The organism is Acinetobacter sp. NIPH 284, from assembly GCF_000369425.1.
In the GTDB taxonomy this organism is placed as follows: domain Bacteria; phylum Pseudomonadota; class Gammaproteobacteria; order Pseudomonadales; family Moraxellaceae; genus Acinetobacter.
Window position 1 is genome coordinate 1,620,836 of record NZ_KB850011.1, and the last position, 16,344, is coordinate 1,637,179.

Sequence of the window (16,344 nt, forward strand, 5' to 3'; positions counted from 1 at the left end):
TTAATCAAAATTTCAACCTATATTTAATAATAATCATGTCTTTTTATTTTATGCAATACATATTAATTCCGACCAATTTAATTATTTTTACAAATATCTGATTAACAACAATATAAATTTGTAAAGATATGTAATTATTTATAAATCAAACTAATTTACTATGATTAACCAATTGAAAACCAAGTGTTTTTATCAGAATTAACCAGCTTAAATATATATTTAAAATAAATCTTTTAAAGTATAAACTAAATAAATTTAGTTTTATTACAAAATAGAATGAGAACTTAATATAATAAACAGGAATAAAAAGACAAAAAATTTCACTTTATTTCTTCTATGATAAATAAATAGAAACTATTCATATCAAGGTGGTTTAAAATAAATATAGTTATTATTTAATAAGCATAATTATTATATTTAATATAAATGATATTTTATTATTTCTTAATATAAAAAATGGTTCCTTATGGAACCATTCTCTATTCATTATAAAACCATTGCTGCGATCCAGCCAAAAATAAGTAGCGGGATATTAAAATGTATAAATGTTGGCACTACAGTATCCCAAATATGATCATGTTGACCATCTACACCTAGTCCTGCTGTAGGTCCTAATGTTGAATCTGAGGCAGGCGAACCTGCATCACCTAATGCAGCAGCAGTACCAATCAATGCAATTGTCGCCAAAGGTGAGAATCCAAATTGTACGCAGAGTGGCACATAAATCACCGCCAGCACAGGCACACTTGAGAAAGATGAACCAATACCGATCGTGACAAACAAGCCAATAAATAGCATCAAGAACGCAGCTAAAGCATGATTATCACCAATGATATGTACAACACCATTCACTAAATGAGTAATGTCGCCTGTATGCGTCATGACTGAAGCAAAACCTGCCGCAGAAATCATGATAAAACCAACTAAGGCCATCATCCGCATCCCTTGCACAAACACATCATCGGCTTCTTGCCATTTAAAGATGCCAGAAGCGGATAACACAGCAAAACCAACAAGGCCACCTAAAATCATCGAACCTGAATACAACTGTGCAACTAAGGTTAAACCGATTGCAAGTAACGCCATAAGCATGGTTTTTTTGGAAATATAAGGTACATTTTTAGCTTCATGCTTCAACTCTTCAGCATCCGCCTTGAGGTCATATTCAGCTTGTGTTGTTGCTCGTAGTGGTTTATCCAAATCAATGCTTGTAACGGGTGAAATTGATCGATCAACATATTCACGGGGCTTACGATAACTAATAAACACAGCGACTAAAGTACCTAAAACCATACCCAAAACAGGTATCGCCATGCCAATAGGCATCATGCTACGTTCTACATGCAAACCATATGCAGCCCCAATTTTATTGATATTTCCCATCAAAATTTGTTCAAGGAAAATGGCACCAAAGCCCACAGGTAAGAAGATATATGTTCCAACTAAACCCAACGTCAGTACACATGCTGCCGCACGTCGATCAAGCTTGAGGTGATTCATCACTTTTAACAATGGCGGAACCAATACAGGAATAAAAGCAATATGAACTGGGATTAGATTTTGAGAGAAAATTGCAGCGATGAGTAAAATCGTTAATAAAAGATATTTCACTTTTTTTTCTTGATTTTTACTGGCTTCCATTCCTAATAAACCAATCAGTTTATGTGCAAGTAAATCTGGTAAACCAGATTTAGATAATGCTAAGGCAAAAGCACCTAGAACAGCATAAGCCAAAGCGACTTCAGCACCATCTCCCAGTCCTGCATTAAAAGCTTCTACAGTTTGAGAAAGGCTCAGTCCAGCAACCAAACCACCAATAATGGCTGATATGACCAAAGTGAGAACAACAGAAACGCGTGCCAGTGACAAAATAAACATCACGGCAATCGCAATTACGACAGCATTCATGGACAAAATTTAGGAGCAAAAAGAAAGGCGACATTCTAGCAGATTCATTGTATAGAAGCTGAAAATGTCGCCAAATTGCAATCTGTTTTAAGTGATTTTTATTTTGATTAATCCGCTAAAGCCTTAAACAGTCTGGCGTTTTACAAAATGACGGATTAGTTCAGCAATTTTAGTTGGCTGACTTAGAACCGCCCAGTGATTGGCATCAAGTTCAACATATTCAAAGTTTTCAACCCATTTTGGCATTGATTCGGTAATATATTCAGGGCTAACAAATGCATCGCGTTTTAATACAATCGCCTGTACAGGACATTGAGCATAGCGTTGGCGTGGTTGAGTCAGTGAAGGAATAAAGTTAGCACGATACAGATTAATACCGTATTTACCATCTGACACAATATTTGCATTTAATGGCAAGTTTTGTTTTTTCTCTAGGCCACTTAAAATTTTGCCCCATTTTTCTGGACTAAAGAAAGTCCATACGGTTGGAGCAACCAATGGCAAATGGAAAGCACCAATGTACCAAGATTTAGTCAGCATTTTCAGTACATTACTTGGTGCAGATTTAAACTTTTCACGCAAATATAAAGAAGCATGATCCAAGCAAGGGCCTGAGATTGTTGTATAAGATAGTAAACGGCCTTTTAACTTAGGTTCAGTTGCTGACTCCCAAGACTGTAAAGAACCCCAGTCATGCGCTGCCATATGGAAATTGCGGTTGGGTAACACTTGATCAACCACTTCTTGTAAATCCAAAGATAAACGCGGTAATCGATAGTCTTTAATACGCTTTGGAATTGATGACAAACCTGCACCACGAACATCGTAAGTAACGACATAATAGTCATCAACCAATTGCTCGATAATTGGTTCCCATACTTCTTGATTATCGGGATAACCATGTACTAACACCAATGGTGTTTTCTTTTCATCACCCCATGTTTTGACACAGAGGCTTTGTTGGTCAGAAGTGGTTACTGTTTTTACTTGTTCTTGCATAATTCTTTCCCATTTTGTTTTCTATCGGCTTGGTTATAAAACAGCCATTGCCAGCGATGCACTAAAAATGATACTTATGGAGTATGAATAGCGTTGCAAGAAAAAAAATTGACCATGAAAGACTTTTTCAAAAAAATTCGAACCATTCCAGCGATTTCTAAATTTATGCTCAATCATTATTCCCCTTATCGTGGGGCAGGCATTGCAATCGAAACATTTGATCTTGATCGTTACTTCATTCGTGTCAAAATGCCGCTGACTAGAAAAAATCGTAATATCGTCGGAACACATTTTGGGGGCAGTTTATATTCGATGGTTGATCCCTTTTATATGCTGATTCTCATGCATCATTTAGGACATAAATATATTGTTTGGGACAAAAGTGCTTCTATTAATTTCCTGTCACCTGGTCGCAGCTCCGTCTATGCGGATATACAGCTCAGTGCCACTGAAATTGCGGAAATTAAGCAACTGGCTGAAAATCATGAACCTGTGTTTCGAAACTATACATTGAATATTGTGGATGATGCAGGAACGCGAATTGCAGAAGTTGAAAAGGTTCTGTATATCCGTCTGAAAAAGCCCAAAGTCAGTGCTTAATTTTACGCATATAAAAATGCCTGCAAGGTTTTGCAGGCATTTTTGAATCTGAGAAATTATCTTTTCTTCTCTTGGATTGCAGCACCTGCGCCACCACCGATTGCACCACCAATCGCTGCACCAGTATCACCACCAAAAATAGACTTACCAATCACAGAACCAATCCCTGCGCCAATTGCACTACTTGTGGTTGAATTACTACTACCACCCTTGGCATTTGCACCTACACCAGCACCTGCTGCTGCACCTACACCCGCTCCTAAGCCGCCACCTACATGATTACCAACACCACCACCAACTGCACCACCCAATGCTGCTGCACCAATACGCTGATCAGATGCGCTCATGTTTTGGCAACCTGTAAACATCAAAGTAGATAATACTAATGTTGAAATTAAACCCATTGTTTTTTTCATGTCCAAAACTCCTCAGCTTTATAGTCTAAGCATAATCTGATTTTTGTGAGAAAATAATCAGATTATGTAATTGCTCTAAGTGCATTCTTTTCTTTTTGTAATAAAATAAACTAAATGGAAGAATCTTTGATCAATACAGTACTACAACTACACTGTTGATTGAATTAGGTTATTAAACATGAAGTCAAAGTTCCAATCTAATCAGCATGAAAACAAAATGTGTGGCTCAATGTAAAAATATAATTTAACAGGGGCGAAAAAATGACAAGATTTATGCTATCCATGTTGATCTTGATGAGTTTGAATTCAGCAACTCAGGCAAATTTTTTCAAGTTCCAAACATTAGCAAAAGTAGAATCACATAAAAATATTGCTTATGGTCATGATTCCCAACAAATGATGGATATCTATTTCCCATCTAAACCACACACCGATAATAATCTAGCCCCAATCATCGTTATGGTACATGGTGGTGCTTGGAGTATAGGTGATAAAAATAATGCTGCAGTAGTAAAAAATAAAGTCGATTATTGGGGTAAACGTGGGTGGCTTTTGATCTCCGTTAATTACCGATTAATTCCAAATGCAACCGTACAGCAACAGACTCAAGATATATCAAATGCTTTAGTCTATATTCAAAAACATGCAAATGATTGGCATGCAAACTCAAAACGGCTTATTTTGGTAGGGCATTCTGCTGGTGCACATTTAGTCAGCTTAGTTACAGTACGGCCCTCGTGGTTAACTCCACAACCGCAACCTTGGCGAGCAACTATTGCCTTAGATAGTGCTGCTTACGATATCGAAAAAATAATGCAAAATCGGCACGCTCGATTTTATGATCGAGCCTTTGGCCAACAACCTGAAAACTGGAAAGCTCTATCTCCGATCTTACAACTACATCAAAGTTTACCTGCATTTCTCGCTGTTTGCTCAACCACTCGCCCTGATCAACCCTGTATACAGGCTCAACAATTTATTCAGCAAGCACAAAAACTTGGGACATCCGCACAATTATTATCACTCCCACTTTCACATCGTGAAATAAATAGATCTTTGGGAGAAGATAATGCATATACCCAACAAGTGAATCAATTTATACAATCACACTAATTTATATCTATGAAAACTTAGTTTAGTTGTAAGCCTCCAGTGAATCACCACTATTTTTAGTGGATCAATCCCCCGATAGTGTCCACTAACCAATAAGTGGACACCTATTTATGGATTTAAAGACAGTTATAGACAGTGCACCAACGCAAAAAAAGCCTCGCCGAACTTTCACAGCCGAATTCAAACATCAGCTTATTCAACAATGCCAGCAGCCAGACACATCAGTGGCTAACGTGGCAATGCAACATCAGATCAATGCTAATCTACTGCATAAATGGATTCGCCAGTCCGAATCAATGCCCCCTCCATTAAAAAACCTGCCTATCCCACAGACCGACTTTCTTCCTGTCATTGTTCACTCGATGCCAGTCAAACAAGAGACATCTCCATCACCTGTGCCTGAGAAGAAAGCTCCTGCTCATATCAGGATTCCACTGCATGAGGGACCAGGTTCCGAAAGAGATCAAATGATTGAAATCGAATGGCCTGTGGAATCAACAACTGAATTACTATTTCTGCTGCAAGGTTTGATCAAATGATCCGCATTGATGAAATCTGGCTCTCTACCCAACCCATGGATATGCGAGCAGGTACAGATACTGCACTTGCTCAAGTCCTGAAAGCCTTTGGTGGTGTTAAACCCCATTGCGCCTATCTGTTCTGTAATAAACGAGGCCATCGTATGAAAGTGTTGGTACATGATGGTCTAGGGATTTGGCTGTGTGCCCGACGATTGGAACAAGGGAAGTTCCACTGGGCGCAGGTTCATCAGGGTGAAACAATGAGTATCAATGCGGAACAATTACAGGCATTAATTCAAGGTTTAGCTTGGCAGAGAATTGGGCAACAGCACGTGGTCACAATGATCTAAACCAGATACCTTTATTTTACCATCCTCCAAACGACCTATTTCATCCCTAACCTGATCTCAGGCATACTGCGGTCATGAATATGCTGCCTCATTTAAGCCAACTGACCCATGAACAATTGCTGGAATTTACCCAGCAGTTGGCAATGCAGAATCAGCAACTTGTAGAAGATAAACAACAACTCGAACAATCCAATCAACACCTCGATGCCAAAGTTCAGCACCTATCTGTACTCACACAAAAATACGAGCATGAACTTGCGCTGTTTAAACGGCATAAATTTGCTCAGAAGAATGAACACCTCACTGCCAAACAAATCAGCTTGTTAGATGAAGCAGTTGAAGAAGATATCGCAGCCGTTGATTTAGAACTGGAACGACTGAATGCGGATCAACCCAAATCGGCTGAAACCAAAGCAATAAAACCGAAACGCCGACCGCTGCCAGATCATCTAGCCATCATTCGTATAGAGCATGAGCCTGCATCGACACAATGCAGTTGTGGCTGCACGCTTCGTCGTATTGGTGAAGACCTGAGCGAGAAACTCAATTTCAGACCAGCACAGTTCTACAAGGAACAGCATATCCGTGGCAAATGGGTCTGTGATCAGTGTGATACCTTGATTCAAGAACCGATGCCTGCTTATGTGATTGATAAAGGCATTGCTACACCTGAATTGCTCAGCCATGTGCTGGTTTCAAAATATGCGGATCATTTACCTTTATATCGTCAACGTCTGATCTATCAGCGTGTCGGGGTTGATCTTGCTTGCTCAACCTTATCGGAATGGGTTGGTCAATGTGGTGTACAGTTAGAACCACTAGCAGAAGCCTTAAAACAGATCATATTACAACAACAGGTGATTCATGCAGATGAAACACCAGTGACCGTGATGCAGATTGCCGAGAAGAAACCCAAGAAAGGTTATGTCTGGGCCTATGCCACCACACAGTACAACTCTATTCAGGCGGTGATCTATGACTTTCAACCGAGTCGATCAGGTCAACATGCCGAAGATTTCCTAAAAGGCTGGCAAGGTCAACTGATCTGTGATGATTATAGTGGTTATAAGGCACGTTTTGCCTCAGGTCAGATGATTGAAGTGGGTTGTATGGCCCATGCCCGTCGTAAATTCCATGAGCTGCATGTGACGGGTAAAAGTCTCATTGCCGAACAAGCTCTGCAATTGATTCAACAGCTTTACCAAATTGAGGCAGAATTACGAGAGATACCAGACTGTAGTGCCGAACAACGCCACCAGCGAAGGCAGCAGGACAGTCAACCGATCATGCGTCAACTGTATGTCTGGCTGAAAGAATATCAAGATAAAGTACCAAAGAGTTCGCCTACAGCGAAAGCAATCAATTACAGCCTAAAACGCTGGTCTGCCTTAAGCCGTTATCTGGATGATGGCAATTTGCCAATAGACAATAATTGGATAGAAAACCAGATGCGTCCGTGGGCATTAGGCAGAAAAAACTGGCTATTTGCAGGATCACTGCGTAGTGGTCAACGGGCAGCGAACATCATGACTTTAATCCAGTCAGCCAAGCTGAATGGTCTTGATCCGTATGCCTATCTCAGTGATGTGTTGAAAAGGCTGCCAACACATAAAATGAAAGATATCGAAGCGCTGCTGCCGCATAATTGGAAGCCTGCTTGAGTTCAAGTGGGCTTCACTGGATGCTTACGTTTAGTTTTCTAAATACAATCATTTTGCTACTTTCAAACATAAAAAAGGCACCCAAAGGTGCCTTTTTTAATTCGTTAAGACTTAGAACTGGTCTGAGTTCAACGCTTGACTAAATGCTTGGTCAACTTCACTGAAATCGTTATGAAGTTCAAATTCAGCAGCTTCTGCTTCTTGACGACGACGCTCTAAGTGATATGCAAGACCTGTACCCGCTGGGATCAAGCGACCCACAACAACGTTTTCTTTCAAACCACGTAAATCATCTTCTTTACCTGTTACAGCCGCTTCAGTTAACACACGAGTTGTTTCCTGGAAGGATGCAGCAGAAATGAATGAGTCAGTAGAAAGCGACGCTTTAGTAATACCCATCAATTGACGTTCAAACTTCGCTGGAAACTTGTTCTGAGCCAAGACAGCTTGGTTCTCTTGAACAACGCGGATGTAATCCACTTGCTCGCCTTTGATGAAGCTTGTATCACCGCCGTCAGTGATATCAACTTTACGCAACATTTGACGTACAACAACTTCGATGTGCTTATCGTTGATTTTTACACCTTGGAGACGGTAAACGTCTTGAACTTCGTTCACGATGTAGTTGGTTAATGCCACTTCGCCTTTCAAGCGTAAGATGTCATGTGGGTTTTGTGGACCATCAGAAATGGTTTCACCACGGTTGACATGCTCACCCTCGAACACGTTGATTTGACGCCATTTAGGAATCAACTCTTCGTAGATCTCTGAACCATCATCAGGTGTGATCACTAAACGGTTCTTACCTTTGGTCTCTTTACCAAAGCTTACGATACCAGACACTTCTGCCAAAATCGCATGTTCTTTCGGCTTACGTGCTTCAAATAAGTCAGCTACGCGTGGAAGACCACCGGTAATATCACGGGTACGTGAAGTTTCTTGTGGTACACGACCAAGTACATCACCCACACCAATCGTTGCGCCATCACGAACGGTTACGATCGTATTTTGTGGTAAGAAGTAGAATTGTTCGCCACCATCTGTTGTATCCAACACAATTGCAGGACGTAAATCTTTACCAGAAGCAGGACGAGCTGTTACAGGCAAGATTTCAACAGTGGTCATACCCGTTGCATCATCAGTTTTCGATGTTGCAGTTACGCCATCAGCGATCTGGCTGAAACGCGCTTTACCAGCAACTTCGGTAACAAGTGGATGTGTATGTGGATCCCAAGTCGCCACGATACCGCCCGCTTCTACAGCTTCACCATCTTTCAACAAGATGGTTGCACCGTAAGGAAGTTTATAACGCTCACGTTCACGACCTAATTCATCCGCAATACCAATTTCACCTGAACGTGAAACTGACACCAAGTGACCTTTGGCATGTTGTACAGTTTTCACGTTGTGGAAACGTACAGTACCTTTGTTACGGACTTGAACACTGTTTGCAGCAGACGTTCGGCTCGCAGCACCACCCACGTGGAAGGTACGCATCGTTAACTGTGTACCTGGCTCACCAATTGATTGTGCAGCCATAACACCCACTGATTCACCTGGGTTCACCAAGTGACCACGTGCAAGGTCACGACCATAACAACGCGCACATACACCGAATGTAGATTCACATGCAATCACTGAACGTACTTTGACTTCATCGACACCCGCTTCTTCAAGCTGAGCAGCAATTTTCTCGTCAATTAACGTACCACGTGGAAGTACAACTTCATCATCAGATGCACGACGTACATCTTCAGCAGTTACACGACCTAATACGCGATCGCGTAATGGTTCAATAACGTCACCACCTTGAATGAATGGTGTCATCACTAGGCCACCCGCTGTACCACAGTCAGATTCAGTAATCACCAAATCTTGTGCTACGTCTACAAGACGACGTGTCAAGTAACCCGAGTTCGCAGTTTTCAATGCGGTATCGGCCAAACCTTTACGCGCACCGTGTGTTGAAATGAAGTACTGAAGTACCGTCAAACCTTCACGGAAGTTTGCTTTAATTGGGGTCTCAATGATCGAGCCATCCGGCTTCGCCATCAAACCACGCATACCAGCAAGCTGACGGATCTGCGCCGCACTACCACGGGCACCCGAGTCAGACATCATATAAATCGAGTTGAATGATTTCTGTTTCTCATCTTCACCTTGTTTGTTTTTAACAAGGGTATAAGACAAGTTATCCATCATCGCTTTCGCAACTTGGTCGTTAGTACGCGCCCAAATATCGACAACTTTGTTATAACGCTCACCTGCAGTTACGAAACCTTGCTCAAACTGTTGTTCGATTTCACGAACTTCGGTTTCAGCTTTATCGATAATCGTATGCTTGGTTGGTGGAATCAACATGTCTTCCATACCAACAGATACACCTGAACGCGTCGCTTGACGGAAGCCCAAATACATCAATTGGTCAGCGAAGATAACAGTATCTTTCAAACCAAGTTTGCGGTAGCAAGAGTTGATTAACTTAGAGATGTTTTTCTTAGTCATCTCAAGGTTGATCATATCGAAGCTTAAACCTTGTGGAACGACTTCCCATAACAAGCAACGACCAGGTGTTGTATCAACAATAATGGTTTGCTTTTCACGCTGACCGTTTTCATCAATTACAGTTTGATGTACACGTACTTTTACACGTGCATGGATCGCAACTTTACCCGTTGCTAATGCACGGTTAACTTCGTGAGTATCAGCAAACACCATGCCTTCACCTTTGGCATTTACCGCATCACGTGTGATGTAGTAAAGACCCAAGACAACGTCCTGAGAAGGAACGATGATCGGCTCACCATTTGCAGGTGACAAGATGTTGTTGGTCGACATCATCAACGCACGTGCTTCTAACTGTGCTTCCAATGTCAATGGAACGTGTACCGCCATTTGGTCTCCATCGAAGTCGGCATTAAACGCAGCACATACGAGTGGGTGAAGACGGATTGCCTTACCTTCGATCAGAATAGGTTCAAATGCTTGAAGACCTAGACGGTGAAGTGTTGGCGCACGGTTCAACATGACTGGATGTTGACGAATTACAGAAGCTAGAACGTCCCAAACTTCTGGCGTTTCGCGCTCAACCATTTTCTTCGCAGCTTTAATGGTTGTTGCTTGGCCCGATGCTTGTAGTTTCGCGAAAATAAATGGCTTAAATAATTCAAGTGCCATCTTCTTCGGAAGACCGCATTGGTGAAGACGTAAAGTAGGACCTACGGTAATGACCGAACGACCAGAATAGTCAACACGCTTACCAAGTAAGTTTTGACGGAAACGACCTTGTTTACCTTTGATCATATCTGCCAAAGATTTCAATGGACGTTTGTTCGAACCTGTAATTGCACGACCACGACGACCGTTATCAAGCAACGCATCAACAGACTCTTGTAACATACGTTTTTCGTTACGTACGATGATGTCTGGCGCAGCAAGGTCAAGAAGACGCTTCAAACGGTTGTTACGGTTGATCACACGACGATATAAATCGTTCAAGTCTGAAGTCGCGAAACGACCACCTTCAAGTGGTACAAGCGGACGTAAGTCTGGTGGAAGTACAGGAAGTACGTTCATCACCATCCATTCAGGCTTATTGTTTGAATCTTTGAATGCTTCCATCAATTTCAAACGCTTAGACGCTTTTTTAAGTTTCGTCTCAGACGTTGTTTGTGGAATTTCTTCACGTAAACGCGCAATCTCAGCTTCAAGATCGATATCTTTTAATAAATCCTGAACTGCTTCTGCACCCATTTTCGCAGTGAATTCATCACCGTGTTCTTCAAGTGCATTGTAGTATTCTTCATCTGTTAAAAGTTGATACTTTTCAAACGGAGTCATACCAGGATCAGTAACAACATAAGATTCGAAATACAATACACGTTCGATATCACGTAATGTCATATCAAGCAGTAAACCGATACGGCTCGGTAATGATTTCAAGAACCAGATGTGTGCAACTGGAGAAGCAAGGTCAATGTGACCCATACGCTCACGACGAACTTTTGCAGTTGTTACTTCAACGCCACATTTTTCACAAATGACGCCTTTGTATTTCATACGCTTGTATTTACCACACAAGCATTCATAATCTTTTACTGGACCAAAGATTTTGGCACAGAACAAACCGTCACGTTCAGGTTTAAAAGTACGGTAGTTAATGGTTTCAGGCTTTTTAACTTCACCGTGAGACCATGACTTAATCATCTCTGGTGACGCAAGACCAATACGGATACGATCAAATTCAACAGGTGCATGACCTTCTGAATCCGTTTTCTTACGCATGATATCGAGCAAGTCTTTCAATTTTTTTCTCCGTGTGTCGGGGAGCTACGCTCTCCCGACTGGGTCACAAATATTGTTTTTACTGAAATTTGGAATCTCCCCTAACCCCTCTTTAAGAAAGAGGAGAACTTCCCCCTTTAATAAAGGGGAATCGAGGGGGATTTAGTCACCATTTTTCAGTTCAATGTTGATACCTAAAGAACGGATCTCTTTGGTCAATACGTTGAACGATTCAGGCATACCCGGATCCATATAATGGTTACCATCTACAATATTCTTATAGATGCGTGTACGACCTTCGACGTCATCCGACTTCACTGTAAGCATTTCTTGGAGCGTATATGCTGCACCGTATGCTTCAAGTGCCCAGACTTCCATCTCACCGAAACGCTGACCACCGAATTGTGCTTTACCACCAAGCGGCTGTTGGGTAACAAGTGAGTAAGAACCTGTTGAACGCGCATGCATCTTGTCATCAACCAAGTGGTTCAATTTGAGCATGTACATGTAACCTACAGTTACAGGACGGTCAAACTGTTCACCTGTACGACCATCAAACAATACTGTTTGACCTGTACGAGAAATGTCTGCCAATTCAAGTAAGTCTTTGATCTGACTTTCTTCAGCACCATCAAATACAGGGGTCGCTAATGGAACACCGGCACGCAAGTTACCTGAAAGCGCCAAGATTTCTGCGTCAGTCAAGCTATCAAGCTCTTCCTGCTCACCACCAACCTTGTTATAAATCTTGTCTAAGAATTCACGCAGTTCAATCACTGTACGTTGTTCTTTCAACATTTTTTCGATCTTATCGCCAAGACCTTTCGCCGCCATACCCAAGTGTGTTTCAAGAATCTGACCCACGTTCATACGTGACGGTACACCTAATGGGTTCAATACGATGTCGACTGGTACACCATTGGCATCATGTGGCATGTCTTCAACTGGTAAGATGTTTGATACAACACCCTTGTTACCGTGACGACCCGCCATCTTATCACCAGGCTGGATACGACGTTTAACTGCAAGGTAAACCTTAACAACTTTCAATACGCCAGTTGTTAATTCATCACCTGTAGAAAGTTTACGCTTCTTCTCAGCAAACTTCTCGTCAATCTCGTAACTCTTCTCTTTCAGGAATACCTGAATTTGAGTTAAGCGTTCAGCAATTGCTTCGTCATTTGGCTGAATTTCAAGTAGATCAACCAGCTCTAAACCAGACAATACGTCTTCAGAAAGTTTATCACCACGTTTGGTTGTACCACCACCGTTAGATTCCTGACCTTTCAACAAACGAACAATACGTTCACGTGCTGCTTCTTCGAAGATTTTATATTCTTCTTTCAAGTCTTTACGGTATGCGTCAAGTTGAGCTTTCTCAATTGCTTGAGCACGTTCATCTTTTTCCAAACCATCACGTGTGAAGACTTGAACGTCAATCACTGTACCTTTGGTACCAGACGGAACACGTAAAGACGAGTCTTTTACGTCAGCCGCTTTTTCACCAAAGATTGCGCGAAGTAATTTTTCTTCAGGTGTTAACTGAGTTTCACCTTTAGGTGTTACCTTACCAACAAGGATGTCACCTGCAGTCACTTCAGCACCGATATAAACAATACCTGACTCATCCAATTTAGACAGCGCAGCTTCACCAACGTTAGGAATATCAGCAGTAATTTCTTCTGCACCTAACTTAGTATCACGTGCGACACATGACAATTCTTGAATGTGAATTGACGTTAAACGGTCTTCTTGAAGTACACGCTCAGAAAGTAAGATCGAGTCTTCGTAGTTATAACCATTCCATGTCATGAACGCGACACGCATGTTTTGACCAAGCGCAAGTTCACCCATGTCAGTCGATGGACCGTCAGCCAAGATGTCACCACGAGCAACTTTGTCGCCTAATTTCACGATGACATTTTGGTTAATACATGTATTCTGGTTTGAACGTGTATATTTGATCAGGTTGTAGATATCTACACCTGCTTCACCCGCGATCATTTCATCTTCGTTGACACGAATTACGATACGAGATGCATCAACATATTCAATCGCACCGCCACGGTTTGCGATCACACACACACCTGAATCACGTGCTACGTTTGCTTCCATACCTGTACCAACAAGCGGTTTGTCAGCACGCAATGTAGGAACAGCCTGACGTTGCATGTTCGAACCCATTAATGCACGGTTCGCGTCATCGTGTTCAAGGAATGGAATCAATGATGCCGCAACTGAAACAACCTGCTGTGCAGAAACGTCCATATGTGTGACACGCTCAGGCGACATACGTACGAATTCACCTTGATGACGGACAGAAACCATTTCTTCAGTCAGGTTGCCATCTTTATCAACAGCGGAGTCAGCCTGTGCAATGACAGTCCCTACTTCTTCAATTGCAGATAAATATTCAACTTCATCAGTTACACGACCATCTACAACTTTACGGTATGGTGTTTCCAAGAAACCGAAGTCATTCGCTTTTGCATAGACAGAAAGCGAGTTGATCAAACCAATGTTTGGACCTTCAGGCGTTTCAATTGGACAAACACGACCGTAGTGAGTTTGATGTACGTCACGTACTTCGAAGCCCGCACGTTCACGTGTCAAACCACCAGGGCCAAGCGCAGATACACGACGTTTGTGTGTAATCTCAGACAATGGATTGTTTTGGTCCATGAATTGAGACAATTGGCTTGAGCCAAAGAATTCTTTGATTGCAGCAGCAACAGGTTTTGCGTTGATCAAATCTTGTGGAGACAAGTTATCTGTTTCTGCTTGGCTTAAACGCTCTTTAACAGCACGTTCAACACGAACTAAACCAACACGGAATTGGTTTTCTGTCATTTCACCAACAGAACGTACACGACGGTTACCTAAGTGATCGATATCGTCGACTTCACCTTTACCATTACGAATTTCTACTAATGTACGTAATACATCAATAATATCGTCGTGTGACAGAATTCCTTCAACTTCACGTGACTTCTGGTCAGTACCCACTTCATAAGGACGACCCAAACGACGGTTGAACTTCATACGACCCACTGGAGAAAGGTCATAACGCTCAGAAGAGAAGAATAAGTTGTTGAATAAGTTCTCAGCAGCTTCTTTCGTTGGTGGTTCGCCTGGACGCATGACTTTATAGATTTCAACAAGTGCTTCTTCACGACCTGTTGTTGTATCCGCACGCAATGTATCTGCAACGAAAGGACCACGATCGATGTCGTTCGTGAACAGGATGTTAAACTGTTTAACACCACCTTCAGCGATCTTCACCATGATGTCATGGCTAAGTACGGTATTCGCAGGAATCACATCACCACTTTTCAGTGTGATATCTTCAGCTGTAATACGCTCATATAAATATTCATCAGGTACAGAAAGCTTGGCTAAGTTCGCAGCTTCCATTTGACGTACATGACGTGCATTAATACGTTTACCTTGTTCAACGATCGCTTTACCATCATTATCCAAGATATCGAATTGTGCCATTTCACCACGTAAGCGATCTGGAACAAGATCAATCTGATAGCTACCCATATCAAGATATACAGGTACTTTTTCATAGAACAAATTCAAGATTTGTTCATTGCTGTAATTCAAGGCACGCAGAATCACCGTTGCAAGCAGCTTACGACGACGGTCAATACGTACGTATACTAAATCTTTAGCATCAAATTCAAAATCTAACCATGAACCACGGTAAGGGATAATACGTGCTGAATACAACACTTTACCACTTGAGTGAGTTTTACCCTTATCATGATCAAAGAATACACCTGGTGAACGGTGTAATTGAGATACGATGACACGCTCAGTACCATTGATAACGAAAGTACCGTTATCGGTCATGAGTGGCATTTCACCCATGTAAACTTCTTGTTCACGAACGTCTTTAATTGATTTCGTTTCACGATCTTTAATGATCAAACGAATTTTTACGCGCATTGGTGCTGCATAAGTTGAACCACGTAAAATACATTCACGCACGTCAAACTCAGGCTTACCAAGGCTATACTCAACAAATTCTAAAGCAGCATTGCCAGAATAACTTTCAATAGGAAAAACTGAACGAAATGCGGCTTGGAGACCGATATCTTCGCGATTTTTTGGAGTTTTACCGCCTTGTAAGAATGTACGGTACGAATCGACCTGAATCGACAGTAAGTACGGTGCTTCCATTACGTGGGGCAATTTACCAAAATTCTTACGGATCCGTTTCTTTTCGGTATATGAGTATGCCATCTGGAGTCCTCGGAAAGTAAACTAAACCCGCCTGCAGAACGGGTCTAGAAGGAATTACGCAGGCCGATATGGCCACCACTGTTTACAAATGCTGCAATTTTTAGTGGTATTAAAACGCTTAACAATATTTTTATAAGCAAAAAAATATTGGTAAGCGTTTGATTTCATGAATTTTGTTTAAATAATACGCACAATAAACGTAAAACTATCAAAAAACGAGCCGATTATTGTAACGCAAAAA

10 protein-coding genes are annotated in these 16,344 nt (G+C 41.6%); 5 read left to right on the forward strand and 5 right to left on the reverse strand.

Annotated features, from left to right (window positions below):
- Positions 1–486: 486 nt before the first annotated feature.
- Together F908_RS13565 and F908_RS13570 are read right to left on the reverse strand one after the other, a co-directional pair.
- Entirely contained in the window at positions 487–1,908 is a 1,422-nt protein-coding gene (locus F908_RS13565) for a Na+/H+ antiporter family protein (RefSeq protein ID WP_005163033.1), read from the reverse strand.
- A gap of 123 nt (positions 1,909–2,031) precedes the next feature.
- A complete protein-coding gene (locus F908_RS13570) occupies positions 2,032–2,907 on the reverse strand; it encodes an alpha/beta fold hydrolase (protein ID WP_005163036.1) in 876 nt (291 codons plus the stop codon).
- Between the two features lie 93 nt (positions 2,908–3,000).
- On the opposite strand from F908_RS13570, the gene F908_RS13575 reads away from it, so the two are divergent.
- Positions 3,001–3,507, forward strand: coding sequence for a DUF4442 domain-containing protein (locus F908_RS13575; protein ID WP_005163039.1), 507 nt, complete (start codon positions 3,001–3,003; stop codon positions 3,505–3,507).
- 56 nt (positions 3,508–3,563) lie between these two features.
- Here F908_RS13575 and F908_RS13580 read toward each other — a convergent pair whose 3' ends face one another.
- Positions 3,564–3,923 carry a YMGG-like glycine zipper-containing protein gene (locus F908_RS13580; protein WP_005163042.1) on the reverse strand — a complete coding sequence of 120 codons (360 nt, stop codon included), beginning with the start codon at positions 3,921–3,923 and terminating at the stop codon, positions 3,564–3,566.
- A gap of 261 nt (positions 3,924–4,184) precedes the next feature.
- On the opposite strand from F908_RS13580, the gene F908_RS13585 reads away from it, so the two are divergent.
- The 4 genes from F908_RS13585 to tnpC all read left to right on the forward strand — a co-directional run bounded on the left by F908_RS13585 (position 4,185) and on the right by tnpC (position 7,568).
- The gene (locus F908_RS13585) at positions 4,185–5,036 is read left to right on the forward strand and encodes an alpha/beta hydrolase (RefSeq protein WP_005163044.1); all 852 of its coding nucleotides are present in this window, start codon (positions 4,185–4,187) and stop codon (positions 5,034–5,036) included.
- Between the two features lie 110 nt (positions 5,037–5,146).
- Positions 5,147–5,575 (forward strand): IS66-like element accessory protein TnpA, encoded by a 429-nt coding sequence (gene tnpA / locus F908_RS13590; protein ID WP_005157149.1) that lies wholly within the window; start codon positions 5,147–5,149, stop codon positions 5,573–5,575.
- Positions 5,572–5,907: an IS66 family insertion sequence element accessory protein TnpB gene (gene tnpB, locus F908_RS13595; RefSeq protein WP_005157151.1), complete on the forward strand. Its 336-nt coding sequence runs from the start codon at positions 5,572–5,574 to the stop codon at positions 5,905–5,907. The genes tnpA and tnpB overlap by 4 nt, the downstream gene beginning before the upstream one ends.
- Before the next feature lie 74 nt (positions 5,908–5,981).
- Positions 5,982–7,568: an IS66 family transposase gene (gene tnpC / locus F908_RS13600; protein ID WP_005159552.1), complete on the forward strand. Its 1,587-nt coding sequence runs from the start codon at positions 5,982–5,984 to the stop codon at positions 7,566–7,568.
- A gap of 111 nt (positions 7,569–7,679) precedes the next feature.
- Here tnpC and rpoC read toward each other — a convergent pair whose 3' ends face one another.
- Together rpoC and rpoB are read right to left on the reverse strand one after the other, a co-directional pair.
- Positions 7,680–11,873 carry a DNA-directed RNA polymerase subunit beta' gene (gene rpoC, locus F908_RS13605; protein WP_005163047.1) on the reverse strand — a complete coding sequence of 1,398 codons (4,194 nt, stop codon included), beginning with the start codon at positions 11,871–11,873 and terminating at the stop codon, positions 7,680–7,682.
- A gap of 141 nt (positions 11,874–12,014) precedes the next feature.
- Positions 12,015–16,103 carry a DNA-directed RNA polymerase subunit beta gene (gene rpoB / locus F908_RS13610; RefSeq protein ID WP_005163054.1) on the reverse strand — a complete coding sequence of 1,363 codons (4,089 nt, stop codon included), beginning with the start codon at positions 16,101–16,103 and terminating at the stop codon, positions 12,015–12,017.
- Positions 16,104–16,344 lie beyond the last annotated feature (241 nt).